This is a genomic window from Tanticharoenia sakaeratensis NBRC 103193, assembly GCF_000963885.1.
Classification (GTDB): Bacteria; Pseudomonadota; Alphaproteobacteria; order Acetobacterales; family Acetobacteraceae; genus Tanticharoenia; species Tanticharoenia sakaeratensis.
Genome location: NZ_BALE01000038.1, coordinates 79,254 through 106,028, shown reverse-complemented (window position 1 = coordinate 106,028; position 26,775 = coordinate 79,254). Strand labels below are relative to the sequence as shown.

Here is a 26,775-nt window from a genome sequence, read left to right as displayed (position 1 = left end):
CGCACCGATCCACTCGGGTTGTCGAATGGTCGATCGGGATATGGCGTGTTGGTGGACTACAGGCAGGTAGCAGCGCGGGCAGAGAAGATCATCGCGGATCAGGGCATTCTTCGCCCTCCTGTCGATCCCGAACAGATTGCAGCGCAGGTCGGGCTCGAAGTCGTCTATGCCGAGTTTCCGGACGAGCTTCGGGAAATCGTGTCCGGATATATCGAGCCGGAGCACAAGCGCATCGTGGTCAATCGCGATACCTCCGGCGCGCGGCAGATCTTCACGATCGCGCACGAGCTTGGCCATTACATCCTGCACCGGGCCTATACCGAATCGCCCGACTACCGGATCATGCTGCGCCGCAACACCTACGCGGACGAGAAGCCGGAAGAGGAACGCGAGGCGGATGCCTTCGCGGCCCATCTTCTCGTGCCCGATGCCATGCTGAAGCGGTATCGGGACATTGCCACCGTCCGTGAACTGGCGCGCGCATTCGGTGTGTCGGAAGACGTCATCCGCAATCGTCTCAACCATTGAGGGACGAGCACGATCGCCCGCGAGGGGAGAACGTGTTCAGCGGGCAGCGGGATGACGCTCGTTCATTCCCGTCCCGTGATGCCGTCCGTGCCACGCCGATCAGCCTGTCGAGCGAAAGTGCCACCAAACAGCGACAGCTTGACCGATCCGAGCAGGAAATCGTCGAGCTCGACGGGCGTCAGCGCTTCTTCAGCCTGCGTGATACTTGGTCACGCTGGATCATCGTCTGGATCAGCACATCGATCCTGACGAACGTGGCGCTCACGTTCATGGTTGGCTTCGGCATTCTGGATTTTCAGAAATACGGCTGGTTCATCAATGCCGTGACGGTCGAGAGCTTTATCCAGGTCGTGGGCCTGGGCTACGTCGCCGTGCGGTTCCTTTTCTCTCGTGGCTGATCAGCCACAAGCTCTGAGCCGTCATTGAAGTTTCACGGACGCGTGAGCGTGCCCTGATTAAGTTCCGCCGTCGCAAGAAGACGGTGGGATCACGCGCAGATGTTGAAACTTACTCGTGGCGTCATGGCTTTGGCCGTCCTTTCGGGCTCGACGGCGCTGGCCGCACCCGATGCAGGCCAGCCTGAGCGAAAAGGAGCGGCCGGGCATCCGGCAGCGCACAAGGCACGCAGCGGTGCGAGCCAGAAGCAGGCAACACCTCAACAGGAACAGATCGTTGCGACAGCACGGCGATCACGGTCCGAGCAGAGCGTCGGCCGCGTGGAGATGCAGCGGCTGCTGCCGGGGATCAACCCGGTCAAGGCGCTCGAGATCCTGCCGGGCGTGATCTACAACGACGCTGATCCATGGGGAAACAACGAGCAGAACGCCTCGCTGTTCATCCATGGCTTCAACCAGAACCAGCTCGGCTACACGCTCGACGGCGTGCCGCTCGGCGATCAGTCCTATGGCAATTACAACGGGCTGTCGCCGCAACGCGCCGGAATTTCCGAGAACATGGCAGCTGCTTCGGTTGCGACAGGCGCAGGTGCGCTCGGCACGGCGTCCACCTCCAATCTCGGCGGCACGCTGCAGTTCCTGACGCAGGACCCGCTGCATCATGCGGGTGGGCAGCTCAACCAGACCTTCGGCAGTTTCTCGACGTTCCGCACATTCGCCCGGGTGGACACGGGCGATTTCGGCAACGGGAATTCGGCCTACATTTCCTGGGCACGACAGGATGCACGCGCATGGGACTTTGCCGGGCATCAGGGCGGCAACCAGGTCAACCTGAAGTTCCTGCATCAGGGCGAGCGCGACAAGCTCACGTATTTCTTCGACTGGTCCGACAAGGTCGAGCCGAATGAGGATTCCATCACGCTGCCGAGCGGCTACGGGCTCTACAAGCGGCCGTTCACCTATCCGAACTTCGCCTATGCAGAGTCATACATCAACTCGGCGGCCTACAAGGCTGCAGGCCTCAACTATCGTAACTACTACTCCGACGCGCAGCGCGAGGATTTCCTGACCTACCTCGCGTGGTCGCACGATTTTTCCGATGCCCTACACTGGAACACACAGTTCTACTATCACCACGATCTGGGTGAGGGCGTCGTTGCGGGTCCGATCACGGCAGCCGGCCTGCCTGCGCTGTTCTCGGCCTATTATCCGGGACAGGACCTCAACACGGTGTTCGGTGGATCGCAGTATGCGACGCGCACCACCGAATACTGGGACAATCGCGGCGGCGTGCAGACCGCGCTGACCTATCACCTCGGCAACCATACGATGGAAGTCGGCGGCTGGTATGAGCGCAACAACAACACCCAGGCGCGCCGCTGGTATGCGCTCGATGCCTCGGATCCCACATCGCCGTATGATCGTCAGCAGAACGCGCTGGTCGATCAGTACACCAACAATTTCTACACCAACACCTTCGTCACGCATCTGCAGGACAGCTGGCAGATCTCGAAAGCCTTCACGCTGAACGCCGGGTTCAAATCCGAGCTTGTCTATACGAACGGCACGCTCCCCGTCGCCGCGATCCCGGGTTCGCTGTCACCGGCGAACGCCGTGACCGTGCCGGGCGGGACGATCGCCGCAGTGAAGCCGTTCCTGCCGGCATTCGGCGCGGTCTGGAACTTCACGAAACACGAACAGTGGTTCGCGAACATCCAGGAGAACATGCGCAGCTTCCAGGCGGCGGGCTACGGCAATGCAACGCCATGGGGTGTGACCAGTCAGGTCGCCTTCAACAATTTCAAGAACAACGGCGAGCCCGAAACGGCCTGGGCTTACGAGACGGGCTTCCGGACACACGGCCGCCGGCTCGACCTCGGACCGCTGACCGGGATCGACGGACAGCTCGAGTACTATCACGTCCATTACTCGAACCGGCTGATCGCAGTATCCACGACGCAGGTCCTGTCATCCATCATCGGGTCCGCGACGATCCTGACGAACGTGGGATCAGTCGATACCGATGGGATGGACTTCTCGTTCACGGCCCAGTTCGGCCCGCATTTCTCGTTCTACAACGCGCTGAGCTACAACAAGTCGGTCTACAACGATAATTATGTGACCGGTAGCACGGTGGTCCATACCGCCGGCAGGAATGTCGCGGGCAATCCCGCCTGGGCCGAGAAGTTCGTCGCGACAACCACCTGGGGCCCGTTCTACGGGCAGTTCACCGGCGATGTGATCGGCAAGCGCTACGCGACATATACGAACGATCTCTGGGCCTCGCCCTACGCGCTGTTCGGCGTCAATGCGGGATATACGATCCGGGGCATTCCGCATGTCGCGGCACTAAAGGTGCAGGGCAACATCACCAACCTGACGAACGATCGCGGCTGGTCGACGATCAGCACGACGCAGGCTTCCGGACAGTTCACCGCCTATCCGATCATGCCCCGCATGTATTTCCTGACATTGAGTGCATCCTTCTGAACCGCAGGGCCGAAACCGATCCATGTTGAACAGACGCTCCATACTTCTCGCAGCAGGTAGCCTGACCGTAACCGGCTCGTTCGCCGGTCGGGGGGTGCGCGCGGCGCCCATGCTGAGCCCGCGCCCGCTTGTGATCGGCCACCGGGGAGCGTCCGCGCTTCGCCCCGAGCACACGCTGGGCTCATACGCCAAGGCAATCCAGGACGGCGCCGATTACGTCGAGCCCGACCTGGTGCCGACCAAGGACGGCGTGCTCGTCTGTCGGCACGAGAGCAATATCGCGGCCACGACGGATGTCTCGGATCGTCCGGACTTCGCCGCCCGCCGTCGCACAATGACGATCGACGGCAAGGCCGAGACCGGCTGGTTCACTACGGACTTCACGCTCGCCGAACTCAAGACCCTGCGGGCGCGCGAACGTCTGCCACAGATTCGGTCGCACAACACCCGTTACGACGACCGCTTCGATGTGCCGACCTTCGTCGAGATGATCGATTTCGTGGCGGCGGAATCCGCAGCACGCGGGCGGGTGATCGGCATCATCCCCGAGATCAAGAACTCGACCCACTTCCATGGGCTCGGGTTCGACCCCGAGAAGACGTTCCTCGAGACCATCGCGGCGCACGACTACACCCGGCAGGCGCCGCTCGAGGTCCAGTCCTTCGAGACCGCCAACATCAAGCGGATCGGCGGAGAGGTGAAGCGGATCAATCCGCAGGCCCGGATCATGCTTCTGATGGGCGAACGCAGTCAGATTCCGCCTGATATCGCGGCGGCTGCGGGCCACACGACCTTCGGCGATCTCATGACACCACGTGGGCTGACAGCGGTGCGGGCGTACGCTGACGTGATCGGTCCGTCCAACACGGATCTGATCCCGCGCGATGCAAATGGGGCGTGGGGTGCGCCAAGCACGCTGGTAGCCGACGCGCATCGCGCCGGCCTGCTGGTTCATTCCTATACGGCGCGTCCGGAAAACACGTTTCTTCCGGCTCAGCTGCGCGACCATTCGGGCATGAACGCGCGCAACATCGCAGGCTCGATTGCGGAGATCCGCGCCTATCTCGATCTCGGGCTCGACGGGTTCTTCACCGACGATCCCGCGATCGGACGTCTGGCCGTGGACGGGCCGGGCGAGTAGCGCGCCTTACTTGGCGAACATGTGGGTGGCGTGCGTCACGGCACCACCGGCACGGATCGCGGCCGAGACCAGGGCTGCTTCGGCGAGTTGAGCGTCTGTGGCGCCCGCATCGCGCGCCGCGCTGGTGTGCAGGGCGATGCAGTAGGGGCACTGGGTAGCCATTGCGACGCCCAGGGCGATCAGTTCCTTGGTCAGTTTGGGAAGGGCGCCCTCGGCGAAGGCGGCATTGTTGAATGCCCAGAACGCCTTCATCGCCTCCGGTGCGCCTTCATCGAGCGCCTTGAGCTGACCGAGGTTCTTCATATCGTACATGGATGCGGTCCTTGTGTCTTGCCTCCCTGACTCTGAAGGCGAGGCAGGGCACAGGGAAAGTCACATTCCGGAGCGCATTCCGGTCTCGCGCGAGAAGACACGGTCTCCCGCGACGTATGTCGCAGCGACGCTGCGTTCATCGCCCAGCAGAAGCAGGCTGAAGAGCACGTCGTCGATGTTCTCCGCCTGCGCGGTTCTCAGGCGCTGGACCGGCGTCGCATGCGGATCGAAGACCACGAGATCGGCTTCCATGCCGGCCGCGATTCGCCCGATGTGCCGCTCGAGACCAAGCGCCTCGGCAGCCCCCGCTGTCGCCAGCCATAGCGCCTGCACCGGGTGCAGGCTGTGCCCGAGGATCTGGGCGACCTTGTAGCCGTCGGCTGCGACCTTCAGCATCGACAGCGTATTGCCGCCCGCGACATCGCTGCCCAGCCCGACCTTGACCGGCCGATCCCGACGGAGAGCGTCGAACAGCGGAAAATGCCCGCTTCCAAGGAACAGATTGGAGGCAGGGCAATGGGCGACGGCACACCCTGCATGGTGGCAGCGGTCGAAATCGCCCTCGGTCGCATGGACCGCATGGCCGAAAATGCTACGCGGCCGGACGAGGCCTGCGTGATCATAGACATCGAGATAGGACGCACGCTGCGGGAACAGCGTCTTGACCCATGCTTCTTCGGCCTTGTTTTCGAGAAGATGGGTTTGCAGAAACAGCGTCTCGTCCCGTGCCAGCAGCGCACCCGCCGCCTCGAGCTGCGCTTCGGTGCTGGTCGGCGCAAAGCGCGGCGTGACGGCGTAGAGCTGGCGGCCATTGCCGTGCCATCGCGCGATCAGGGCCGCGCTGTCGTCATGGCCGGTCGTGACATCGTCCCGGAGCCATTCGGGGGCATTGCGGTCCATCAGGACCTTGCCCGCGATCATGCGCGTGTTGCGACGAGCCGATTCCGTGAAGAACGCATCGACCGACTGTGGATGGACGGTGCAATAAACGGCGGCGGTCGTGGTGCCTGAACTCAGGAGCGAATCCAGGAATGTTCCGGCAAGCCGCGCGGCGTAGGCCGGATCCTCGAGACGCCGTTCTGCCGGGAAAACGTAGCGCTCGAGCCAGGCCAGCAACTGCTCGCCGTAGGATGCGATGATCGGCAGTTGCGGGTAATGCACATGCGTATCGATCAGCGCGGCGCTGATCAGCTTGTCCGGATAGTGGGCAACCCGTGTCCCAGGGGCCAGGGCGTCCCTGGTCGAATCGAATGCGCCGAACGCGGTGATACGGCCGTTGTCGATGACGATCAGCGCGTCGGATTCATAGACGAGGGCCTCGTCCGGGGGGATTTCGAACGGGTTGGCGGCAAACGTTACGGCCGGGCCCCGGAGTGCGCATTGCGTCATGGTCAGGCCGTTATCGTCCGGGGATTGCCCCGGAATGGATGTTTTTCGTCGAGGAAGGCGCTGTTGGCCTGCAGCGCGTGCGCGATCACGACGACGTAGGTCAGCGCCCGTGTCAGCTCCAGCCGCACGATATGATCAGGCTCGGCCGCTTCAAGAGCCCGCAGGCGCGAAAGCGTCCGCTGGGCCGAAACTGCGGCACTCACATGCCGGCCGGTCGAGCGCTCCATGCGGATCAGCAGCAGATCGACCGCCCGTCGCGCCGAAGCCGGGAGATGATCGCGGCCCATCACGGTGCGCAGCCGGATCACGTTGAGACCGATCGTCAGGACCGCCAGCGTGCCTTCCAGATAGTCCTCGATCAGGCGCGTGGGCTTCGGTCCCGCATGACGGATCAGTCGCGCGAAGCGGTCGATGTTGCGTCCGATCCAGGAGGACGTCCGTGGCGGGATCCGCATGTGGCAGAGCGCGCGAAGCTCCGACAGCATCTGCCGTCGCAGGCGGAGCCGCTCGGCATTGGGATCGAACGGCAGGACAAGCCGGAAGACGAGTGTCGCGACCACATTGGCGAACACGACCGACATGGCGCCGTTCATGAATGCGATCTCGTTGATGCGATGGTGGTTCTCGATCGCCAGCATGTCCGGCATCAGCAGGCCGAAGGCTGCTGCGGCTCCTGCAGTGGACGGGTTGAATTTTGCAAGGCCGCAGAAGAACAGGGCGATGCCGACCGTGGGGATCAGACTTTCGAAGTAGCTGAAGCTCGGTGTGATCCACAGGGCCAGCACGCCCGCAATGATCGCGGCCCAGATGGCGCCTCTCAGGAATACGACCGTGCCCAGAACGGGGTTTTCGCGCGTGGCGAACAGGCCGCACACGAGCGAGGTGATCGCAATGAACCCGAGCCCGTTGGGCCAGGCGGTCACCTCGTAGAACAGCGCGGTGATCAGGACGGCGGCAAAGGCGCGAATGCCATTGTCGATGGCCGCGCGCGGATCGCGATGGGATTGCAGGCGAAAGTGGAAGTGATCGCCGCTGATATGATGGGTGCTCGCCTCGTATTCCGTGACGGCCGTTTCCATGTCGAGCAGGATTTCTCCCAGCGCCACGTGTACCGCGCGCTCGTCGATCGCCGACGGCGCACGATCATCTGGAAGCGGCGTCAGGCCGTCATCGTCCAGCCAGACGGTGCGCAGGCGGCATTCGTCGCGCAGTGCATGGAGCGAGGCGAGGAGTCCCGGCACTTCCTCGGTGCGGCGCAGACGCGCGGGCAGGGAACGAAGCAGCGTGGCCGCATGGCTTGCGGTGGTCTGGAACACGCCGCTGCTGACGTCGAGCGTTGCGATGCGGGTCGCCATGCCGAACCCGCGCGACAGCAGGATGGATACGGCCGCCAGGGCAGCGCGGGCGTGGTCGCCCTCGTGCCCATGCGGACCCATTTCGACTTCGGAAAACTCGATCTCGCTGTTGATCGTGAGGATGGTGCCGAACAGGCTGCGCGCCTCGCGCCAGGCGCCGTCGGTCTGGGTCAGGATGTCGGCCAGGGCATTGCTGACGAGACTCAGCGCCGACAGCAGCTTGCGACGCACCTCGCGCCGCGCCTCGCGCTCCTGTCCCTGGGCGAAGATCATCCCCATCAGAGCCTCGCAGACGACGCCGAGGATAATGTAGGTCGTGCGCGAGACGGCGATAAAGAACACGTTGTCCGGGTTGGACGCCGCGTCCATTGCAATGATCGCGCAGGTATACCCCGCGAGCACCAGCGCGTAGGACCGGAAATTGCTGACGAAGGTCGCAAAGCCCGAGCAGATGCCAACCCAGAGCGCCACAGTCGGGAAGAAGAGCCAAGGCGCCTGGGGGAAGGCCGCAACGATTCCAACGGCGCCGAATGCGCCCAGAAACGTGCCGACGATACGCCAGCGTGCCTTGGAGAGGCTTTCGCCGCGCGTGTTCTGCGCAACGGCCCAGACCGTCATCACCGCCCAGACGGGCGAGTCGAGTTCCATCCAGAGCGCGATGCCCAGGGCCAGGAACGACGCCGCCGTGTTGCGCAGTGCGAACCCGAATGCCTGAGGCGACGGCGCGTAGAGCCAACGGAACCCGCCAGACTTTCGTTTCGGCCATGCGCTGGCGAGCCCGGAGGCCCAGCCGCGCATCGAACTCAGCGGGCGTGCCCCCAACGTCTCTTCGCGCTCCCGAACAGGACCCGCGACATGCGATGCGCGGGCAATCGCGACATCATGTCAGCCTGTTGCAGTCTTGAAAAGGCGTGATGACTATTCTGCGATCCAGGAGGCGGCGAGTTTCAGGTCTTCGATGAAGCGCTCGGTTTCGCGCGCTTTCGCAGGCTCCGGAACGCGCAGCAGATAGGATGGGTGCGTCGTCACCAACCCGCGGCTGCCATCGTCCAGCATGATGGGCTGCGACCGCTCCCGCGAGATCGTCACGGGCCTGCCGAGCACGGCCTGTGCCGCGGATGCGCCAAGCATCACCAGAACCTTCGGCTGAACGAGGTGCCGTTCGGCCGCGAGCCATGGGGCGCAGGCGTCGATATGTTCGGCGCCGGGCTTCTCGTGAATCCGACGAGGTCCGCGCGGCACGAAGCGGAAGTGCTTCACCGCATTCGTGACATAGGCGTCCTCGCGGGCGATCCCCGCCGCATCCAGGCAGTGACCCAGAAGCTGGCCCGCGGGTCCGACGAAGGGTCGGCCGGCAAGATCCTCCTGATCGCCCGGCTGCTCGCCCACGAACATGAGGCGAGCGCCGGCCTTGCCCTCCCCGAAGACGGTGCGGTTGGCCGGCTTCCAGAGCGCGCACTCACGGCAATCCGGGGCGCGGGACCGCAGATCGGCAAGTGACGGTGCTTCGAGTACTGACGTGACATCGCAGTTGAGGTCGAGAACAGGGAGTTCAGTCCAGTATTCATTGTCCGGACCAGCTTTACAAAGTGCGTCAGCCCGATCCCAAAGCACCTGTGGATCCATCTCGTCGGATGCGTCTCCGGGGCCGAAGCGTAACACATGGCCGTCCCACACCATCGCAGCATCTGGCGAAAGCAGAGCCCAGGGGCCCGTCCGGCGCGCCATCATAAAGGGAGCCTGGGCACGAAGGACGGCAGGCGACGCATCGCTACGCCATCCTGCGGGGCTTTTACCTGGAGGCGGATCAAGCTTGTCCCGGGCGTCCAGAGCCGCTGCCCGAGCCGTTGCGGCAAGAGTTTCGAGCCCGTCATCTGTCATCGCCTCTGAATGCCGCTCCAGGGTCTTCAATATTTCGCGATGAAGGATTTGAAAGCGTTCGGGGTCGGGAGCATGTATTGCAGCCATCAACGTGTGCGCGACACGACGAGACAGTTTGAATGATGCTGGAGTATCTGGCAGTTCGCGCTCGGCTCTCGGGGCGTATAGATCCGCTGGCGGCATGACCTGCCACTGTACAGCGTCTGGCGGAATGCCGTCCGCGATCAGCCGGCGGACATGAGCCCGCCATCCCGCCAGATCGGCATCGTGAGCCAGCAGAATGCGGCATTTGTCCTGCGGATCGTCTGAAACCATGAGTAAACCGACGCCTTTTGTCATAACGGGCGCACGCGATACGCCTGCAGCCATAACATACTGTGACTGGCTAGAGTTTCTGACCAATCGGCGAGGTGAAATTCGTCAGTGCTCTTGCAAAGAGGCGCCGTAATGACAGGTCTAGAGCTATGTCGCTTAACGCGTTCGTAATGATCGGCTCGTGACCAGAGGATCGCGATATTTTAACGCGTTATCTTCAAATGCGGACTTTGTAGTGTCGGCACTCATATGTATCATGTAACATGATGTAGCGATGCTCATCACTTGAGCAGTTGCACGTAGCGTTCCCGCCGTTTGTGGCAACGTTCTCTTGGCAAACACTCAAATTTGGCACTAAGTGCAGCGATCACGATGGCGCGTTTACTTGGAATTGAATACCGGTTAAACAGACTGCCCCTCGTCGAGAAAATTGTTTCTGGAGATACTGTTGTGTCCAACCCTGATGCCAATCCTGTTCTTTTGGAGCTGACCGCGCAGATTGTGGCGGCGCATGTCGCACATAATCCGGTCGCGGGGGATGCGCTGCCGGGCCTCATCAAGCAAGTCTTCCAGGCACTCGAGGGAGCAGGGGCGGTGGAGCCGGAACCTGAGCGGCCGCAGCCTGCGGTTCCGATCAAGCGCTCCGTGTTTCCCGACTACATCGTCTGCCTCGAGGACGGTAAGAAGCTGAAAATGCTCAAGCGGCACCTGCAGAGTGCCTATGGCATGTCGCCTGAGCAGTATCGCGAGCGCTGGGGGCTGCCGTCCGATTATCCGCTCGTGGCACCGAACTATGCTGAGCGCCGAGCAACCTTGGCGCGTGAGATCGGGCTTGGCCGCAAGATCAATGCCAAGACCGAGCGTCCGGCGGTCGAAGAGGACAGCGAGGTCAAGCCGGCGCGCAAGCCGCGTGGGCGCCGTCCCGCGGTCTGAGGTCCGCTGGCGCTACTCTCGCCGGAACCGTCCGGCTGTTTCTGCCTGATGGTTCTTTAAAGCGGCTACGATGCGGTATCATAGGGTTATGACTATGGCACCGTATTGCGGAAAGGCGAGTGATGGAACCGAACGGAGATATGGTTGTCGAGCGCGTCGCTCGGGCCCGTCAGCTCGTTTACTGGCGGGCAGCAGCCATTGTCCTCTTCATGTTGGCCCTGTTCGGTCCGGTCGCCAGCCATCTCGCCCGGCATCCTGCGGTGCTCGGCGTACCCCACATCGCGAAGCTGCGTATTCATGGGGTCATTACAGACGACACCGCCGAAACGGTCGCGGCACTTGATCGTGCCGCCCACGATACCGCGACGCGAGGCCTGTTGCTCCGGATCGAAAGTCCTGGCGGTGCGGTGACGGGCGGCGAAGCCCTGCACGATGCCATCGTGCGGTTCGCCGCCAGGAAGCCCGTGGTCGTTTCCATGGGGGGGCTTGCGGCATCTGCCGGCTACATGATCGCCGTGCCGGCTGCGCGTATTTTCGCCATGCCGTCAACACTGACCGGCTCGATCGGCGTCATCATGGAATCGCCGGAGTTCTCCGGCCTTCTCGGCAAGCTCGGCGTCTCTGTCGACACGATCGTTTCCGGCCCGCTGAAGGGGCAACCGTCGCCGACGGCGCCACTTACGCCCGAAGGGCGCGAAATGCTGCAGGGCGTGGTCAACGATCTGTTCGGGCAGTTTGTCTCCATGGTGGCGCAAGGTCGGCATATGACGGCTGACCACGTGCGTTCTCTTGCAGACGGCCGTCCTTATACCGGCCAGCAGGCGCTGGCGCTCGGCCTCGTCGATCAGATCGGCACGGAGGCGGATGCAACGGCGTGGTTGCGCAAGCGCCTCGGTGCCAGCGACATGCACGCCATGCCGGTTTCGCCACTGCTGCGTCCGGACGGCCTGCGCCCGTGGTACAGGCGCCTCGCACCGCGGAATATTGTGACGGTATTGCCGGGTTCTCAAGCACTTGCGTCTGCTCGGGCGTGGCTCGGGCTTGACGGACCTGTTGCGATCTTGCAACCCTGATGCCGCGCAATCATGCGATCATGACAAGACAATGACGACGGCCGGTTTTTGCACGCGCTCCAGTATTCCGGGCGACACGCGGTGCGGTCATCAAATCGGTAACGGAGGAAGGGCGTGACCAAATCGGAGTTGATCGCCGAACTGGCCGCTGCGAATCCTCATCTGCTGTCACGCGACGTCGAAATTATCGTGCAGACTATTTTCGACGAAATTACGGCCGCCCTTGCCAGAGGTGACCGGGTAGAGCTGCGTGGCTTCGGAGCCTTCGTGATCAAGCATCGCGATGCCCGGACGGGACGCAACCCGCGCACGGGAGATGCCGTCGACGTCGATGAGAAGCATGTACCATTCTTCAAGGCTGGCAAGGAATTGCGGGAGCGGGTCAACCGCAATGCCGGCCGCAAGCGTCGTGCCGTAACGTCGAGCGATAACGCTGCCGATCGGCTCTGAAGCGTGTCGGTTGCGCGACACCTCCATACAAACCAATGCACCATGGTTAAAATTTCACACACGGCCGTCGTTGTGACATCTATGTTCCCTGTCTGTTCGGTCTTCAGGAGGGTATGGATATGATGAGCATCGCCCCGATTGTGGCCGGTAGCCGCTGTGCTGTTCTGCTGCTTCTCCTGACAGTTCAGTCGGCATCCGCTCATCCTGGCCACAGCACCGCGCGGCATGGCCACGTGATGCCCACGCATTCCGCATGCTCGGCTGCCATGACGGGTTTCATACTGACGCCGCATCTGAAAGATCTGCATCGTCTCGACGCCAACCGCCGTTATGCGCCGGTCGGGCAGGCCATGTTCTATCCCAATGGGCAACGATGCGGCGGCCGTCACGCCCGGCATTGGCGCGGGTGACTATTACCTGCGGCGCAGGCGGAAACAGCGTTTCATGGCGGCAAGGGGCCTGTTGTCCAGAGAACTGTGGCAACCAGCATGCTGGAGCGTATTTCAGCCGCTAAGGCTCGGACCGCCATTGGCTTCAGGGCGGGCAATATGGTAATCCGCCCCCCAGTCATACAGGACAGCCCGGGATAATCGTGTGCCCGTTGGTCGGGAAACTGCTCATGGTGTCCAAGAGGGCGCACCTGCAGGGCCGGCATCTGATGAGCACGTACCGAGACGGTGTCCGGAGACGGCGCAGAAGAATGCGTCAGGCCCGCGCCGCGCGGTTGGCGATCGACTTCGGCGGGACGCCATACCTTCGGTGCCACCAATGACGCTCAAGGTCATTTCTACAGCGCGCAGTAAGACACTGTGCGCTCGACTTTTCAGGAACCGCCTCGCTACATCCGGCTCTGCGCCGCCAAAACGATCAGGTGGCGCAGTTTTGGCTGGAATGACGGCCGATATGTCGGCCGGCCGTTTCAGACGAGGCTTGCGGCCATCGCATGGTGATGTCGTGTCGCGGCAATCTCCGCGAGCAGGAAGTCACGGAAGACGCTGACCCGTTTCGATGAGCGAAGCTCTTCCGGATAGACAAAAAACGCTTCGATCGACGGAACGGGAAGGTCGGGCATCAGCTTGACCAGCTTCGGGAAAGCAGACGCCACATAGAGCGGCAACGAGCCGATACCGGAGCCGCTCGAAAGGGCCGTCGCCAACGCGGGCAGATTGTTGACCTCGAAATACGGCGTCGCAGTGCGCCCCGTCGTGTCCCGGATGACGTCGAACAGCCAGTTCACGTTGGGCAGAGGCGGGTGCCAGCCATGGAAGCCCAGCAGCTTATGTGCATGCAGTTCTTCGAGGCTCTTCGGCTCGCCATGCTCTGCGATGTAATCGGCAGACGCGTAGATCGGGATCGGAAAGTCCGCCAGGTGACGCTGGATCAGGTCGGCCTGATGCGGGGGATGCATCCGTACCGCGACGTCGGCCTCGCGCATGCCGAGATCGAGATCGTCGTCCTCCAGAAGCAGCGTGACGGTGATGTCCGGATGCTGGAGCAGGAACCGGCCGATTCGCGGGGTCATCCATACGTTGCCGAAGCCGGTGGTCGTCGTGACCTTGAGCTTGCCGGCTGCCTTCTCCTTGCTTTCGCTCAGGAAGGCCTCCGTAAGAGCCAGCTTGGAGAACACATCCCGCACGGTGCGGTTCAGGGTCTCGCCCTGTTCCGTCAGGATAAGGCCGCGCGCGTGCCTGTGAAACAGGGACACGCTCAGCGCTTCCTCAAGTGCCGAGATCTGACGTGATACGGCTGACTGGCTCAGAGAGAGCTTGTCGCCGGCGTGGGTGAACGAGCCGGCCTCGGCAACGGCGTGGAAAATCCGAAGCTTGTCCCAATCCATTGGTGCCCGACGCCTTCCGCTCGTTGACAGTCCATAACGTAACACGATCGGCCCCCCGAACGGGGCGGTCAAGCAAAGCTTCCGATTCGGACCCTAATATTGCTGCTTTTTATATTCCGGAGAGGTAACGTTCCGCCTCGAGCGCCGCCATGCACCCCGTTCCGGCGGCCGTGACCGCCTGTCGGAAGTGCTTGTCCTGAACATCGCCTGCAGCAAAGACGCCCGGAACCGAGGTCCGTGTGCTGCCGGGCGTGGTCACGACGTAGCCTTCGTCATCGCAGGTCACCTGATCGCGGAAGATCGCCGTGGTCGGGCTGTGGCCGATGGCAATGAACACGCCCTGGACCGAGAGCATGTCCTCTTCGCCGGACAGGGTGTCGCGCAGCCGCACGCCGCTGACCGTGGGCGGCGTGCCCGAGGCGAGGATCTCGTCCACGGCCCGGTTCCACAGCACGGTGACCTTGGGATGGGCGAACAGGCGGTCCTGAAGGATCTTCTCGGCGCGCAGGGTGTCGCGGCGGTGGATCAGCGTCACATGGTCGGCGTGATGCGTCAGATAGAGCGCTTCCTCGACGGCAGTATTGCCGCCACCCACCACGGCCACCGTCTTGCCGCGATAGAAGAAGCCGTCACACGTGGCGCATGCCGAGACGCCAGCGCCCTGCAGCCGGTTCTCCGATTCGAGGCCGAGCCAGCGCGCCTGTGCCCCCGTCGCAATCACGACGGCTCGGGCGAGATACACATCACCTGAATCACCGACGAGACGGAAAGGCGCGTCAGGCGACGAGCGGGCAAAATCGGCTTCCGTGATGATGTCGTAGAGAATGGTGGTTCCGACATGGGTCGCCTGCGCCTGCATCTGCTCCATGAGCCATGGCCCCTGGATCGGGTCGGCGAAGCCCGGATAGTTCTCGACATCGGTCGTGATCGTCAGCTGTCCGCCGGGCTGAAGGCCGGCCACCAGAATGGGCTTGAGGTTGGCGCGGGCAGCGTAGATCGCGGCGGTATAGCCGGCCGGTCCGGCGCCGATGACCAGCAGGTCCGTCTCGTATGTGGTCATGAGGGGGACGCGTCTCCTGATGCTTGTCGGGGCTCTGGGTTCGTGGCTGCGTTATATGGGGGCATCGCGGCCGCGACGCCAGCGCGATGCGCGGCCGTGATGTCGCGCAGATCAGGCGGGGCAGACTAGGCGGGGTGCGTGCCATGCCATATACCCGAACCCACGATGCCGACCTCTGACGCTATCAGTCCTGTTGCCCCCGGAGTTGACGACATGTCTGGTCAAGATCCGTCCGGGCCGATCGCTTCCTACGGTAACGAACGCAGGACCCAGCCGGATCTTGATGCAATCGACCGTCGGATCGTGATGGAGCTTCAGGAAGACGGCCGCATCACGAACGTCGAACTCGCCCGCCGTGCCGGCATTTCGGCCCCGCCATGCCTGCGTCGCGTGCGCCGCTTGGAAGAGGCGGGTGTGTTGCGCGGCTATCACGCCGATGTCGATCCGACACGGCTCGGCTGGTCCCTGATGATGTTCGCGTTGATCGGCCTCGACAGCCAGAAAGGCAGCGTGCTCGAAGCCTTCGAGCGTCAGGTCGCTGACTGGCCCGAGATTCGCGAATGCCACATGATTCGTGGCGGCGGAGATTTTCTGGTTCGCCTCGTCGCGCGTGATGCCGAGCATCAGAACCAGCTCACGCGGCGGCTGACCGACTGCACGCATGTCGCCCGTGTCCAGACCCTGCAGACGATCCGCACCAGCCGTGATCTGGCGGGCGTGCCTATCTGATGGCGGGTGAAGACGCGCGTGCGGCCAGTCTGCCCGCGCATCTGAGCATCGTCGTTCCCTGCTACAAGGAAGCAGCCAACGTGCGACCGCTCGTGGCCGCCCTCGATACGGCGCTGGTCGGCCTGTCGTGGGAAGTGATCTTCGTCGACGACAATTCGCCTGATGGCACGGCGGGCGTCGTCCGCGACGTGGCGAGCGTCGATCCGCGCGTGCGAGTGATTCAGCGCGTCGGACGGCGCGGGCTTTCGAGCGCGGTGATCGAGGGCTTTCTTTCGTCATCCGCGTCGATCGTCGCCGTCCTGGATGGTGACCTTCAGCACGACGAAAGTGCGTTGCCCGCCATGGTGCGCCTGATTGCGCACGATCAGGCTGATCTTGTCGTCGCGAGCCGCCATGTCGAGGGCGGCACCAACGCAGGCCTTGCCAATGCCTGGCGGCGCTGGTTGTCCAACAGCGGCATCCGGGCGGCGCAGGCGCTGCTGCCTTATCCGTTGAGCGATCCGATGAGCGGGTTCTTCGCGATCAGGCGGGACCTGTTCCAGTCGCTGCTGCCGAAACTCTCGGGTGCCGGGTTCAAGATTCTGCTCGATCTCGCGATGTCGGCGGGCCGCGACATGCGCGTGGCCGAGGTGCCGGCAGTCTTCCGGCCCCGACTTGCGGGCGAAAGCAAGCTCGATGTGGTCGTGCTGCTGCAGTTCGCGATGATGATCGTGGACAAGTTGTGCCGTGGTTATGTACCGACCCGCTTTGTTGCGTTCGGGGTCGTCGGGCTGATCGGGGTTGCCGTGAACCTTGGAATTTCGACGGCCGCACGAATCGCCGGGTTCGGATTCAGCAAGGCCCAGACGGTAGGAACGATCGCCGCTATTTTCGCCGATTTCTGGCTCAACAACACGTTGACCTATCGTGACCGGCGCCTTCGCGGCGTGCGCATGTGGGGCGGCCTTGTCGTGTTCACGCTGGCCTGTTCCCTGGGTGGTATCGCCAATATCGGTGTGGCGCGCATGGCTTATGCGACGTTCCACCATTGGGATCGGTCCAGTGCGGTCGGCGCCGTGATCGGCGTCGTCTGGAATTATGCGATCGCATCGACACTGGTCTGGAGATGACACCGCGCTGGCTGTGGCCTCTGCTGCTGGCACTGACGCTCGTGCGGCTTGGTGTGGCTGCGGTGCTGCCGCTCACGCCGGACGAGGCCTATTACTGGATCTGGTCACGCATTCCTCAGGCCGGGTATCCCGATCACCCGCCGATGGTGGCGCTGTGGATACGGGCAGGGACAGCGCTGTGCGGGCGGACGGCGCTCGGCGTCCGTCTCTTCGGGCCATTGTCCGCGCTGGCGGGCTCTTGGCTGGTGTGGGCAGCCTGCCGGGACCTGTGTGTCGTGTCGGGACGCGATCAGGCGCGTGCGTGGCGTGCGCCGATCCTGCTCAATGCGACTCTGATGATCGGGCTCGGCTGCGCGCTGATGACGCCCGATACGCCCCTCACATTTGTTCTGGCGCTCGCGCTGTGGGCATTCGCGCGTCTCATGAGAACAGGTCGGCCCGCGTGGTGGCTGCTGATCGGGCTGGCACTGGGACTGGGGTTCGACTCCAAATACACGGGCCTTCTGGTCGCGGGCGGTCTGGCGTGCTGGCTGGTCGCGAACCGGTCGGGCAGGGCGTGGCTGAGCCGGCCGATGCCCTGGGCCGGGGCAGGGCTTGCGTTCATTGCGATGCTTCCCGTGCTCGCGTGGAATGCGCGTCATCACTGGATCAGCCTTGTCCGACAGGGTGGCCGTGCCGGGGACTGGCAGCCGGCACGTGCTCCGCAGTTTCTGGGCGAACTGTTCGGCGGACAGATCGGGCTGGCAACGCCGCTGGTGTTCTGCGTCTTCGGGCTCGCGATCTGGCGTGCGCGGCGCATCCCGGCCGCTTATCCGTGGCTCTGGATGGTGCTGCTGCCATGCTCCGTGTTCGTGCAGCACGCGTTGGGCGCTCGCGTTCAGGCAAACTGGCCCGTCGTGCTCTATCCGTCGCTTGCCGTGCTGGCGGGCTGCTTCATGACCCGCATCGCGCCCGCGGCCGTGCTGGGGTTCGTCGTGACGGGCCTGGTCTATCTGCAGGCGACGACGGGGATCGTGCCGTTGTCGCCGCATCGCGATCCCGCGGCCCGGGAGACTGCCGGCTGGGCCGATCTGGCGGCCGAAACGACGCAGTGGATCGGCACGACGCCGCTGTCCGTGCCGGAATATGGTCTCGCATCCGAACTGGCATTCTACGGCGTGCCGCACATCGTGGGCCTTGATCCCCGATGGAAGGACTTCGCCGCACCGGAGGCTGATATTCGGCCAAACCTTATTCTGGCACGGGCGGACGAGCGTCCGGATCCGGCGTGGGAGCGGGCAGGCGGCTTCAACGACATCTGCCGTCATGCCCATGCGCGCATTGTTCAGTGCTACCGGTTCTACAGGGCATCGGGGGATGCGCATTCCTCGATTGCCGCCATCGACCTGCCGCCGCGTTAACCGCCGTTTAAGGGAGCGGCCTGCATGGTGTCTGCAAAGAGGAAGCAGGCATGGCGGCAAAACACGGCAGCAACTCCAACAGGTCCATCATCATCCGCCGGGAGGAGGTCGTCTCGGGCGGCCATCATGGCGGAAGCTGGAAGATCGCCTACGCGGATTTCGTGACCGCGATGATGGCGTTCTTCCTCGTCATGTGGCTCATCAATGCAACGACCGAGCAGCAGCGGCGTGGCATCGCCAACTTCTTCAATCCGTTGGCCGAACGTCAGGATGCGCCACCCGCCGACAGCGTGATGCCTGCCATGGGCTCGCCATTGGCGAAGACACGCCGTGCGGCACCGGCAAGCCGGCCGCTCGATCAGCAGCAGGCCCAGCGCGACGTCACACCGCCACCGGAACCGACACCCGCGGCCCTTCGGCAAAGCGCGAATGGCATTCTCAATGGGGGGGGGCGTGCGGAGGCGCGCGCGCTGACGCGGCCCGGCGTGGAAGATGGAGCGTTCTCCGGTGTCGACCGACCCAGGATCGTGCCGATCGGTGGCAGCGTCGATCCGGACCCGTCCCCGCCCGGCAATTCCGCGCAGTTGCAGGCCTCATGGGACAACGCGGCGCGCCATATTTCGTCCGCTCTGGCTGCTGCTCCGGACCTGCGTGCCGTGCGCGACCAGATCAAGGTCGGGGTCAAGCATGACGGACTTCATATCGAACTGGCCGATTCCGAACTCAAGCCGATGTTCGCGCTCGGAGCGGCCGTTCCCAACGCCTATGCCAAGGTGCTTCTCCAGACGATCGCGCCGTTTCTCCTGGGTGCGCCGGGAACACTCTCGGTTCTGGGATATACTGACGCTGCTCCCTACCGGCCCGGACATGTGACGAACTGGACGTTATCGGCGGAGAGGGCCGATTCGGCCCGGGATGTGCTGGTGACGGCAGGATTTCCGGATTGGCGGATCGGCGCCATCACCGGCCACGGAGCCCGAGGTCTGGCCTTGCCGAAGCAGCCGCTGGATGCGGCGAACCGCCGGGTCGTGCTGGTGCTCGGCCCGGATCCGAAGTCGCCCAACGCTGCGACGGGAGCCAATTGAGCCATGATGATACTGATCGGGCTAGGCGTGGTCCTGGGCTGCGTATTCGGATCGTTCATCGCGTCCGGAGGTGCGATCGGCCCGCTTGTCGCGTCCATGCCGTTCGAACTTCTGACGATTCTGGGCGCGGCCATCGGCACGTTCATGATGGCCAATTCGAGCCGCGACATCAAACATCTGGGCTCTGGTGTGAAGATGGCCATGAAAGGCCCGCGATATGGCCGTCAGGACTATCTCGAACTGCTCAGTCTGCTGTTCTATCTCGTGCGCCTTGCGTCAATGAAGGGCATGAAGGCACTGGAGCCGCATATCGAGGCACCCAGCGAGAGCGCAGCGTTCCGTGCATTTCCGAAGATCGCCGAAAATGCCCAGGCGCGGAACCTGATCTGCGACTATCTGCGCATGATCGGAATGAATGCCAACGATCCTTACCAGATCGATGAAATCATGGGGCGCGAACTCAAGAAGACATTGCGTGAGGAAATGCACCTGCCGCATGCGCTGCAATCCGTCTCGGACGCGCTTCCGGCACTTGGAATCGTTGCAGCTGTCCTGGGCGTCATCAAGACCATGGGCTCGATCAGCAAGCCGCCGGTCGTGCTTGGCGAGATGATCGCCGGTGCTCTCGTGGGGACATTTCTGGGCATCCTGCTGGCGTATGGCATCGTCGCACCGATCGCGGCACGGCTGACGTCGGTCATTGGCGAGGAAGCCAGTTATTTCGACCTGATCCGTGCCGTTCTGGTTGCTCACCTCCAAGGCAACGCGCCGATTGTCAGCGTGGAAATCGGTCGCAAGGACGTCCCGGGCTCCCTGATGCCCAGTTTCGAGGAGGTCGAGGAAGCCACGTCGAGCCTTTCGATCCCATGAGAACCTGATTGGACCGACGGCGATTGTGGTGCCAACCTGTTTTGGTGCCGAAAGGGAGTATCTGAATGCGTCTAAGTGCTGTTCTGGTCATGTCCGGGGTCATGTCGTCGTGGCTCGGCAGTCCACTGGCCGAAGCCGCATCGGTGTCTTCTGCGCCGAGTGAACAGGCGCTGTCGCAAGTCATGAACCCCAGCGCCCTGTCGTGGGTGAGGGCCCAGAACGCCCGGACGTTCGACAGTCTCCAGTCGGATCCGCGCTATCAGGGATTTTACGATTCCATCCTGAAAGCCGAGCAATCGCCCGCGCGTCTGCCAACGCCGGAATTCATCGGGGGACGCATCTGGAATTTCTGGCAGGACGCGCGACATCCGCGCGGCATCTGGCGCGAAACCAGTCTCGCCTCGTACGAACAGACGCAGCCGAGCTGGACGACCCGGCTCGACGTCGATGCACTTGCCCATGACGAGCACGCGAACTGGGTTTTTCAAGGCTCCGAGTGCTTGCATCCGGCCGATGCGCGCTGTCTCGTGGCCTTGTCCGATGCCGGCGAGGATGCGGTGACGCTGCGCGAATTCGATCCGGCAGCCGGACGGTTCGTGACGAATGGCTTCGCCTTGCCGAGAGGCAAACAGAGTGCGGCGTGGATTGATCGCGATACACTGCTCGTCGCGCGCGACTGGTCAGGAGCCGGTGCAGACCTGACGCAGTCGGGATACCCGTTCGTGGTGAAAGCCTGGCATCGAGGCACGAAGCTGGGCGATGCCGTCGAGGTCATGCGTGGCAATGCGCAGGATGTCGAGGTCGATCCGACAGCGCTGGTTGATGAGCATGGCCAGCAGCTGGTGCTGATCAATCGGGGCGTCACGTTTTTCGAAAGCCGCTATGCCGCCGTCATCAAAACGCCGGAGGGCTTTGTCACGCGGCCCCTCAACCTGCCGGGCAAGGTCACAATTGCCGGGTTCTCATCCGGGCGTCTTGTTCTCCTGCTTGCCCAGGACTGGACCCTGGGCACGAAGCGCATCCCCAGCGGCAGCGTCGTCGCAATCGATCCTGCTGATCCGGCTCGTGATCCGGAACTCATCAAGCAGCCGACCGCTAACCAGGCGATCATGGATGCCCGTGTGACCCGAGGGGGTGTCCTGGTCACAGGATATGACCGCGTCCAGCCACAGGCGGCCCTCTATCACCGGGGAACCGACGGAGCATGGCAGGCGCATGCGATCGCCGTTCCAGGTAACGAATCGGTGAAAATCGCCGCAGCCAGCCCGTCGTCCGTCACTGCTTTCCTCGACATCGAGGGATACATCCAGCCGCCCCAGCTCTGGGCCGCGGATACGGCGACAGATGCGACGAAGCTGCTCCATACGACGCCGGACCTGTTTGATGCCGGCAACCTGACGGTGGAGCAGCTCTGGACGCGGTCGACGGACGGAACCAGAATCCCCTATTTTCTCGTGCATCGACGCGACGTGGTGCCTGATGGGCGAAACCCCGTTCTGCTGACCGCATATGGCGGGTTTCAGGCTTCCTACCTTCCGACATACTACCCGGATGTCGGCGCGACATGGCTCGCACATGGCGGCGTCTACGCGGTCGCGAATATCCGTGGCGGCGGCGAATTCGGACCGGCCTGGCACGAGGCCGGGCGAAAGAGCGGGCGACAGCGCGCTTACGACGACTTCGCATCCGTCGGTCGCGATCTCGTTGCGCGTCATATAACCAGTTCAGGTCATCTGGGCATTCGCGGCCGCTCCAACGGCGGATTGCTGATGGGGGTGGAATTCACCCAGCATCCGGACCTCTGGAAGGCTGTCGTGATCGGCGTCCCGCTTCTGGACATGCTGCACTACGACAAAATGGCAGCGGGCGCATCATGGGTCGATGAATACGGCAGCCCCGCGAACCCGGCCGAGCGTCCATTCCTCGAATCGATCTCGCCACTTCAGCATCTGCGTGCAGGCGTCGATTATCCGACGCCGTTCATCTTCACATCGACCAAGGATGATCGCGTCGGTCCTGTGCACGCTCGTCTGTTTGCCGCACGTCTTCAGGAGCTGGGGCGGCCGTTCTATTACTATGAAGATACGGAAGGGGGGCATGCGGGGACGGTCAACGCCCCGGAGATCGCCCACGAGCGAGCGCTCGAAGCCGTTTATCTGACACGCGCACTGGCCGATCCGCCACTGCACTGAGGTCGGCGGCAACTTGCGCAAGAAAAAGGCCGGTGCCCCATGTGGGACACCGGCCTTTTTCTTGTCTTGGATGCGATGCTGGCTTCTTAGAAGCCTTCACGCTCCAGACGCTTGCGCTCCATCTTGCGAGCGCGGCGCACGGCCTCGGCGGCCTCACGCGCACGGCGCTCGGACGGCTTCTCGAAATGGCGACGCAGCTTCATCTCGCGGAACACGCCTTCGCGCTGCATCTTCTTCTTCAGGGCCTTGAGCGCCTGATCGACATTGTTGTCACGGACGAGAACCTGCACTGGGCCGTCAACTCCTGCGTTATCTTCGTGGCGATCACATCGCCGGTGAATGTGGTTCGAACCCGGTCTTGAAAGACCGGTTCCAGGGATCGCGGTCCCACCAACGGCAAGCCCCACGAGGAATGGCCGCCGCCCATAGCACGGCGCCGCCACACAACACAAATCTTTTGCGCGGTGCGTTCGCCGCTGCTTGCGAGCAGGCAGGTAACGAATGGCGGAGCACCTGTGGCACAGTGCAGCAAACGCCGCAAATCCGACGCGATTCGGCTGTTATCTGATGGAGTGACCCGATGGCCCTGCTCAAGATCGCCCGCATGGGCCACCCGGTTCTGCTGGCGCGTGCCGCGGCGGTCGAGGATCCTCTGGCGCCTGATATACAGGATCTCATCGCGGATATGATCGAGACCATGCACGATGCAAATGGCGCAGGCCTTGCGGCACCCCAGGTGCACCGGTCCCTGCGCCTGTTCGTCTATCATGTGCCGGTCAGCCGAGAGCCGTCTGCGCCGCTGTCGATACGGGCCCTGATCAACCCGGAAATCACGCCGATCGACGACGCCATCATGCTCTGCGAAGAGGGATGCCTGTCCATTCCCGGCCTTCGCGCGACGGTGCCGCGCCATGAGCGCGTACATTATCGCGGGCTGGACCAGAACGGCGTGCCTGTCGAAGGAGAAGCCTCCGGTTTTCACGCCAACGTGCTGCAGCACGAGGCGGATCATCTGGACGGTGTTCTCTATCCCATGCGCATCGTCGATCACACGCGGTTCGGCTTCTCGGAAGAGCTGCTCCGATATCCGCCATCGGCCACACGTGAAGGAGATGCACCATGACCGACGCGACGCCCGAGATGCTGTCAGCCGAAGAATGCGCCGCGCTGGATGCGGTGGGGGCAGCAGGCGGCACGTGGTCGGAGCGGCTCCGTACGCTCGAGCCCGTGCTTGCCGATGCACTGCCGCAGCGTGCCGTCGATTCGGCCGCGCTCTATTTCACCCGTCAGACCCGGCATCTGACAGTGGACCAGAGCCAGCTTTCGGCTTTTCCGAAGATATCGGCGCGAATCCGGATGCTGATCCTGACCTGGCTCGGCAGTATCCGCGATGACGAAGTGACGGCACATGCGGCCTTTGCCACGATCGTGCGCGATCCGGTCGTCCCGCCGCGGGTCATATGGCAGACCGCCGATCGTATCTGGTCTCTCGCGCTGCCTGGCTCGCCGGACCATGGCTTCCCGTTCTACAGCAAGCGCACGATCCTGTCCGGCGTTCTGGGATCGGCCCTGCTGTATCAGTTCAGCGGCCGGACACCGGAAGAGGTGGCGCGGTTTGTCGATCGCCGCCTGGCGAACGTCGCGCTGATCGGGCGCCTGCGTCGCATGGGGCGATCACGATGATTCCCATGCCGCAGGATGCGCCCGGAAGCGCGCATCTCTACCTGCGTGAACAACAGCTTCGCGTGGCCTACGAGGCCATGATGCAGTCCTGGCGCGATCTGCAGGCCGACTGCGACCCGGCCCTGCGACAGGCTCGACTGGGCCCGGCGCATCATCGCATCCTGTTTCTGATCGCAAGTCATGACGGCATCACCATGACGACCCTGCTGGATCGCCTCGGCATCACGAAGCAAAGTCTCAGCCGGGCACTTGGCGAACTGGTCGAACGGGATCTCGTCACACGCACGGCGCTTCCCGGCGACCGCCGCCGGAAGCCTCTGTCACTGACGACGCGAGGGGCGGCACTCGAGCGCCATCTGTTCGATCTCCAGCGGGCGCGTCTGACACGAGCCTTTCGTGCGGCCGGCGTGGGTGCAGTCGACGGTTTTCGAAAGGTGCTTGCAGGGCTTGCTGAGTCTGCCGAGCCGGCGCGGATTCAGTCATGAGCGCTGCCCATATCCTGGTCGTGGACGACGACGCGCGCCTGCTCCGCCTGCTGCAGCGTTATCTCAGCGAGCAGGGTTTCCGCGTGACGGTTGCCGAGGATGCACAGGCTGCGCGCCGGGTCCTGAGCGTGATGCAGCCGGATGCGCTCGTTCTGGATGTGACGATGCCCGGCGAGGATGGCCTGACCCTGACCCGATCGCTGCGTGAGGAAGGGTGGTCGTTGCCGATCCTCCTCCTGACGGCACGCGGTGAACCGGCCGATCGCATCAACGGCCTCGAATCTGGCGCGGACGATTATCTCGGCAAGCCGTTCGAGCCGCGCGAGCTCCTGTTGCGCCTGCGTGCGCATCTGCGACGGATGACGCCTGCGGCCAGTGTTGCGCCTCGCATCCTCCGCCTCGGACGACTCGAATTCGATACCGCGCGCGGGCTGTTGTCGGGTGCGGACGGTCCGGTTCACCTGACGGGCGGCGAGGCGGCCCTGCTGGGCGCACTGACCCGTCGCCCGGGCGAGGTGATGTCGCGTGAGGACATCGCGCGTGCGCTTGACATGGAGGAGATCGGCGAACGCGCCGTCGACGTGCAGGTCACGCGCCTGCGCCGACGGATTGAGCCGGACCCGCGCGAACCGCGCTTTCTGCACACGGTGCGCGGCAAGGGCTACGTTCTGAAACCCGGAGCATGACTGTCGAGCGCGGAAAATGGGGGCGTGGGCTGGAACGCCCGATACGCCGTGTCCTGCCGAGGTCGCTTCTCGGGCGCTCTCTTCTGATCGTGCTGATCCCACTTCTGGTGACGCAGGCGATTGCGCTCGAACTCTTCTATGGCAACTATCTGAGCGTGGTCTCCCGCCGGATGTCCGAAAGCGTGGTCGGCGAGATCGCGTTCACGCTCGACATGCTGGATAGCGATCCCGGCCGGTCGGAATGGATCCTCGCACGGGCGCGTGCGCGCACGCAGCTTGCGATCAGCCTCCGTCGCGGGGCGCATCTGGCTCACGCAGGTTCCAATCACGTGCTCGGCCCATGGGACGACGATCTGGCGCGCACGCTGAGGTTGTCGCTCGATCGGCCCTTTCTAGTGGACTGGCAGCGCGACCTGCGGTCGGTCCAGATCAGCGTTCAGTTGCGCGAAGGCGTCCTGGATGTGACGGCGCCCCGCAAGCGGCTGCATGTCGGGCCGATCTGGCTGTTCGTCGTGTGGGCCGTGGGAAGCTCGCTGGTTCTGTTCGTGATCGCGAGCCTGTTCATGCGTAATCAGGTCCGCGCGGTGGGACGGCTGACGCGGGCCGCCGAATCGTTCGGTCTAGGCCGCGATCCGGGTCCCATCCGGCCGGAAGGAGCACAGGAGATCCGCAAGGCGGCGACGGCGTTCAATCGCATGCAGGAACGCGTCAACCGTTTCGTGGCCCAGCGTACGGCCGTGCTTGCGGGCGTATCCCACGATTTGCGCACGCCGCTGACACGCCTGCGTCTGACGGTTGCGATGTTGCCCCAGGAAGGGCAGGTCGATGCGTCGGTCCTGCGCCAGGATGCCAGCGACATGGTGTCCGATATCGAGGAGATGGAGCGCCTGATCGGCAGCTACCTGTCGTTCGCGCGTGGTGAAGGAGACGAAACTCCGGTTCCGACCGATCTTGTCGCGCTGATCGAGGACGTGGCGTCGGCGGCCACGCGGGCAGGTGGAACGGTGGTCGGTCGCGCGCCAAGGGTCATTGCGCCAGGCAAGGGACGTAATGTCGAGATCACGGTGCGGCCCGATGCGCTTCGGCGTGTGCTTGGCAATCTCGCGGATAATGCGCGCCGCCATGGTGGCCGCATGTCGTTCGAAGTGCGTGATCGGGGGCGGCAGGTGCAGATCGCGGTCGATGACGACGGGCCGGGCATTCCGAAAGCACGCCGCGAGCGTGTCTTTCGTGCCTATGACAGCAGCGGCCCTGCCGGCGGGAACGGCCTTGGGCTGACGATTGCTCGCGACATTGTCCACGCCCATGGGGGCGCGATCCGGCTGATGGAGAGCCCGATGGGCGGGCTTCGGGTCCTGCTGACGCTACCGCGCTGAG

At 63.5% G+C, this 26,775-nt stretch carries 26 protein-coding genes; 19 read left to right on the top strand and 7 right to left on the bottom strand.

The window, feature by feature from the left end; genetic code table 11:
* The first annotated feature begins 51 nt into the window (after positions 1 to 51).
* The 4 genes from B8446_RS12195 to B8446_RS12180 all read left to right on the top strand — a co-directional run bounded on the left by B8446_RS12195 (position 52) and on the right by B8446_RS12180 (position 4,554).
* Positions 52 to 528 carry an ImmA/IrrE family metallo-endopeptidase gene (locus B8446_RS12195; RefSeq protein WP_158507587.1) on the top strand — a complete coding sequence of 159 codons (477 nt, stop codon included), beginning with the start codon at positions 52 to 54 and terminating at the stop codon, positions 526 to 528.
* 32 nt (positions 529 to 560) lie between these two features.
* Positions 561 to 926: a hypothetical protein gene (locus B8446_RS12190; RefSeq protein WP_048849963.1), complete on the top strand. Its 366-nt coding sequence runs from the start codon at positions 561 to 563 to the stop codon at positions 924 to 926.
* Between the two features lie 99 nt (positions 927 to 1,025).
* Positions 1,026 to 3,413 carry a TonB-dependent receptor gene (locus B8446_RS12185; protein WP_048849961.1) on the top strand — a complete coding sequence of 796 codons (2,388 nt, stop codon included), beginning with the start codon at positions 1,026 to 1,028 and terminating at the stop codon, positions 3,411 to 3,413.
* A gap of 22 nt (positions 3,414 to 3,435) precedes the next feature.
* Positions 3,436 to 4,554: a glycerophosphodiester phosphodiesterase family protein gene (locus B8446_RS12180; protein ID WP_048849959.1), complete on the top strand. Its 1,119-nt coding sequence runs from the start codon at positions 3,436 to 3,438 to the stop codon at positions 4,552 to 4,554.
* Between the two features lie 6 nt (positions 4,555 to 4,560).
* On the opposite strand, the gene B8446_RS12175 is transcribed toward B8446_RS12180, so the two are convergent.
* The 4 genes from B8446_RS12175 to B8446_RS12160 form a co-directional block, all read right to left on the bottom strand.
* Positions 4,561 to 4,866, bottom strand: coding sequence for a carboxymuconolactone decarboxylase family protein (locus tag B8446_RS12175; protein WP_048849957.1), 306 nt, complete (start codon positions 4,864 to 4,866; stop codon positions 4,561 to 4,563).
* A gap of 60 nt (positions 4,867 to 4,926) precedes the next feature.
* Positions 4,927 to 6,255, bottom strand: coding sequence for a guanine deaminase (gene guaD, locus B8446_RS12170; RefSeq protein ID WP_048849955.1), 1,329 nt, complete (start codon positions 6,253 to 6,255; stop codon positions 4,927 to 4,929).
* Positions 6,256 to 6,257: 2 nt separating this feature from the next.
* A complete protein-coding gene (locus B8446_RS12165; RefSeq protein ID WP_306301110.1) occupies positions 6,258 to 8,432 on the bottom strand; it encodes an FUSC family protein in 2,175 nt (724 codons plus the stop codon).
* A gap of 96 nt (positions 8,433 to 8,528) precedes the next feature.
* Complete coding sequence (locus tag B8446_RS12160; RefSeq protein ID WP_241767767.1) at positions 8,529 to 9,491, bottom strand: UdgX family uracil-DNA binding protein; 963 nt, start codon at positions 9,489 to 9,491, stop codon at positions 8,529 to 8,531.
* A gap of 765 nt (positions 9,492 to 10,256) precedes the next feature.
* On the opposite strand from B8446_RS12160, the gene B8446_RS12155 reads away from it, so the two are divergent.
* The 4 genes from B8446_RS12155 (at position 10,257) to B8446_RS16290 (ending at position 12,672) form a co-directional block, all read left to right on the top strand.
* On the top strand, positions 10,257 to 10,739 hold the full coding sequence (locus B8446_RS12155; RefSeq protein WP_048849949.1) for a MucR family transcriptional regulator: 483 nt from the start codon (positions 10,257 to 10,259) through the stop codon (positions 10,737 to 10,739).
* Positions 10,740 to 10,861: 122 nt separating this feature from the next.
* On the top strand, positions 10,862 to 11,812 hold the full coding sequence (gene sppA, locus B8446_RS12150; RefSeq protein WP_048849947.1) for a signal peptide peptidase SppA: 951 nt from the start codon (positions 10,862 to 10,864) through the stop codon (positions 11,810 to 11,812).
* 114 nt (positions 11,813 to 11,926) lie between these two features.
* A complete protein-coding gene (locus B8446_RS12145) occupies positions 11,927 to 12,262 on the top strand; it encodes an integration host factor subunit beta (RefSeq protein ID WP_048849944.1) in 336 nt (111 codons plus the stop codon).
* Positions 12,263 to 12,528: 266 nt separating this feature from the next.
* Positions 12,529 to 12,672, top strand: coding sequence for a hypothetical protein (locus B8446_RS16290; RefSeq protein ID WP_158507584.1), 144 nt, complete (start codon positions 12,529 to 12,531; stop codon positions 12,670 to 12,672).
* A gap of 509 nt (positions 12,673 to 13,181) precedes the next feature.
* Here the strand turns inward: B8446_RS16290 and B8446_RS12135 are convergent.
* Both B8446_RS12135 and trxB read right to left on the bottom strand, forming a co-directional pair.
* Positions 13,182 to 14,099 carry a LysR family transcriptional regulator gene (locus B8446_RS12135; protein WP_048849940.1) on the bottom strand — a complete coding sequence of 306 codons (918 nt, stop codon included), beginning with the start codon at positions 14,097 to 14,099 and terminating at the stop codon, positions 13,182 to 13,184.
* A gap of 109 nt (positions 14,100 to 14,208) precedes the next feature.
* Positions 14,209 to 15,159, bottom strand: a complete 951-nt coding sequence (trxB, locus tag B8446_RS12130; protein ID WP_048849939.1) for a thioredoxin-disulfide reductase — start codon at positions 15,157 to 15,159, stop codon at positions 14,209 to 14,211.
* 213 nt (positions 15,160 to 15,372) lie between these two features.
* Here trxB and B8446_RS12125 point away from each other — a divergent pair, with 213 nt between their 5' ends.
* The 6 genes from B8446_RS12125 (at position 15,373) to B8446_RS12100 (ending at position 22,544) form a co-directional block, all read left to right on the top strand.
* The gene (locus B8446_RS12125; protein ID WP_084712303.1) at positions 15,373 to 15,888 is read left to right on the top strand and encodes an Lrp/AsnC family transcriptional regulator; all 516 of its coding nucleotides are present in this window, start codon (positions 15,373 to 15,375) and stop codon (positions 15,886 to 15,888) included.
* Positions 15,888 to 16,997, top strand: coding sequence for a glycosyltransferase (locus B8446_RS12120; protein ID WP_048849937.1), 1,110 nt, complete (start codon positions 15,888 to 15,890; stop codon positions 16,995 to 16,997). The genes B8446_RS12125 and B8446_RS12120 overlap by 1 nt, the downstream gene beginning before the upstream one ends.
* Positions 16,994 to 18,397, top strand: coding sequence for a glycosyltransferase family 39 protein (locus B8446_RS12115; protein ID WP_053053853.1), 1,404 nt, complete (start codon positions 16,994 to 16,996; stop codon positions 18,395 to 18,397). The genes B8446_RS12120 and B8446_RS12115 overlap by 4 nt, the downstream gene beginning before the upstream one ends.
* Before the next feature lie 50 nt (positions 18,398 to 18,447).
* Positions 18,448 to 19,482 carry a flagellar motor protein MotB gene (locus B8446_RS12110; protein WP_048849935.1) on the top strand — a complete coding sequence of 345 codons (1,035 nt, stop codon included), beginning with the start codon at positions 18,448 to 18,450 and terminating at the stop codon, positions 19,480 to 19,482.
* A 3-nt stretch (positions 19,483 to 19,485) separates the two neighbouring features.
* On the top strand, positions 19,486 to 20,352 hold the full coding sequence (gene motA, locus B8446_RS12105; protein ID WP_048849933.1) for a flagellar motor stator protein MotA: 867 nt from the start codon (positions 19,486 to 19,488) through the stop codon (positions 20,350 to 20,352).
* Between the two features lie 65 nt (positions 20,353 to 20,417).
* Positions 20,418 to 22,544: a prolyl oligopeptidase family serine peptidase gene (locus B8446_RS12100; protein ID WP_048849931.1), complete on the top strand. Its 2,127-nt coding sequence runs from the start codon at positions 20,418 to 20,420 to the stop codon at positions 22,542 to 22,544.
* Between the two features lie 86 nt (positions 22,545 to 22,630).
* Here B8446_RS12100 and rpsU read toward each other — a convergent pair whose 3' ends face one another.
* Positions 22,631 to 22,834, bottom strand: a complete 204-nt coding sequence (rpsU, locus tag B8446_RS12095) for a 30S ribosomal protein S21 (protein WP_007283570.1) — start codon at positions 22,832 to 22,834, stop codon at positions 22,631 to 22,633.
* A 290-nt stretch (positions 22,835 to 23,124) separates the two neighbouring features.
* Here rpsU and def point away from each other — a divergent pair, with 290 nt between their 5' ends.
* The 5 genes from def to B8446_RS12070 are packed head-to-tail and all read left to right on the top strand — an operon-like array spanning position 23,125 to position 26,774.
* Positions 23,125 to 23,667: a peptide deformylase gene (gene def, locus B8446_RS12090; RefSeq protein WP_048849928.1), complete on the top strand. Its 543-nt coding sequence runs from the start codon at positions 23,125 to 23,127 to the stop codon at positions 23,665 to 23,667.
* Positions 23,664 to 24,227 (top strand): ubiquinone biosynthesis protein COQ9, encoded by a 564-nt coding sequence (locus B8446_RS12085; RefSeq protein ID WP_048849926.1) that lies wholly within the window; start codon positions 23,664 to 23,666, stop codon positions 24,225 to 24,227. Before def ends, B8446_RS12085 begins: the two co-directional genes overlap by 4 nt.
* A 5-nt stretch (positions 24,228 to 24,232) precedes the next feature.
* Positions 24,233 to 24,712, top strand: coding sequence for a MarR family winged helix-turn-helix transcriptional regulator (locus B8446_RS12080; RefSeq protein WP_241767766.1), 480 nt, complete (start codon positions 24,233 to 24,235; stop codon positions 24,710 to 24,712).
* Positions 24,709 to 25,398 carry a response regulator gene (locus tag B8446_RS12075; RefSeq protein WP_048849922.1) on the top strand — a complete coding sequence of 230 codons (690 nt, stop codon included), beginning with the start codon at positions 24,709 to 24,711 and terminating at the stop codon, positions 25,396 to 25,398. Before B8446_RS12080 ends, B8446_RS12075 begins: the two co-directional genes overlap by 4 nt.
* Positions 25,395 to 26,774, top strand: a complete 1,380-nt coding sequence (locus tag B8446_RS12070) for an ATP-binding protein (protein WP_048849921.1) — start codon at positions 25,395 to 25,397, stop codon at positions 26,772 to 26,774. Before B8446_RS12075 ends, B8446_RS12070 begins: the two co-directional genes overlap by 4 nt.
* The last annotated feature ends 1 nt before the right edge of the window (position 26,775 follow it).

Bases quoted from the DNA above. Each gene is read 5' to 3' on its own strand.
- B8446_RS12185 (WP_048849961.1), top strand. From the start codon at position 1,026: ATGTTGAAACTTACTCGTGGCGTCATGGCTTTGGCCGTCCTTTCGGGC.
- B8446_RS12180 (WP_048849959.1), top strand. From the start codon at position 3,436: ATGTTGAACAGACGCTCCATACTTCTCGCAGCAGGTAGCCTGACCGTA.
- B8446_RS12175 (WP_048849957.1), bottom strand. From the start codon at position 4,866: ATGTACGATATGAAGAACCTCGGTCAGCTCAAGGCGCTCGATGAAGGC.
- guaD (WP_048849955.1), bottom strand. From the start codon at position 6,255: ATGACGCAATGCGCACTCCGGGGCCCGGCCGTAACGTTTGCCGCCAAC.
- B8446_RS12160 (WP_241767767.1), bottom strand. From the start codon at position 9,491: ATGACAGATGACGGGCTCGAAACTCTTGCCGCAACGGCTCGGGCAGCG.
- sppA (WP_048849947.1), top strand. From the start codon at position 10,862: ATGGAACCGAACGGAGATATGGTTGTCGAGCGCGTCGCTCGGGCCCGT.
- B8446_RS16290 (WP_158507584.1), top strand. From the start codon at position 12,529: ATGACGGGTTTCATACTGACGCCGCATCTGAAAGATCTGCATCGTCTC.
- B8446_RS12135 (WP_048849940.1), bottom strand. From the start codon at position 14,099: ATGGATTGGGACAAGCTTCGGATTTTCCACGCCGTTGCCGAGGCCGGC.
- trxB (WP_048849939.1), bottom strand. From the start codon at position 15,159: ATGACCACATACGAGACGGACCTGCTGGTCATCGGCGCCGGACCGGCC.
- B8446_RS12125 (WP_084712303.1), top strand. From the start codon at position 15,373: ATGTCTGGTCAAGATCCGTCCGGGCCGATCGCTTCCTACGGTAACGAA.
- B8446_RS12120 (WP_048849937.1), top strand. From the start codon at position 15,888: ATGGCGGGTGAAGACGCGCGTGCGGCCAGTCTGCCCGCGCATCTGAGC.
- B8446_RS12115 (WP_053053853.1), top strand. From the start codon at position 16,994: ATGACACCGCGCTGGCTGTGGCCTCTGCTGCTGGCACTGACGCTCGTG.
- B8446_RS12110 (WP_048849935.1), top strand. From the start codon at position 18,448: ATGGCGGCAAAACACGGCAGCAACTCCAACAGGTCCATCATCATCCGC.
- motA (WP_048849933.1), top strand. From the start codon at position 19,486: ATGATGATACTGATCGGGCTAGGCGTGGTCCTGGGCTGCGTATTCGGA.
- B8446_RS12100 (WP_048849931.1), top strand. From the start codon at position 20,418: ATGCGTCTAAGTGCTGTTCTGGTCATGTCCGGGGTCATGTCGTCGTGG.
- def (WP_048849928.1), top strand. From the start codon at position 23,125: ATGGCCCTGCTCAAGATCGCCCGCATGGGCCACCCGGTTCTGCTGGCG.
- B8446_RS12085 (WP_048849926.1), top strand. From the start codon at position 23,664: ATGACCGACGCGACGCCCGAGATGCTGTCAGCCGAAGAATGCGCCGCG.
- B8446_RS12080 (WP_241767766.1), top strand. From the start codon at position 24,233: ATGCCGCAGGATGCGCCCGGAAGCGCGCATCTCTACCTGCGTGAACAA.
- B8446_RS12075 (WP_048849922.1), top strand. From the start codon at position 24,709: ATGAGCGCTGCCCATATCCTGGTCGTGGACGACGACGCGCGCCTGCTC.
- B8446_RS12070 (WP_048849921.1), top strand. From the start codon at position 25,395: ATGACTGTCGAGCGCGGAAAATGGGGGCGTGGGCTGGAACGCCCGATA.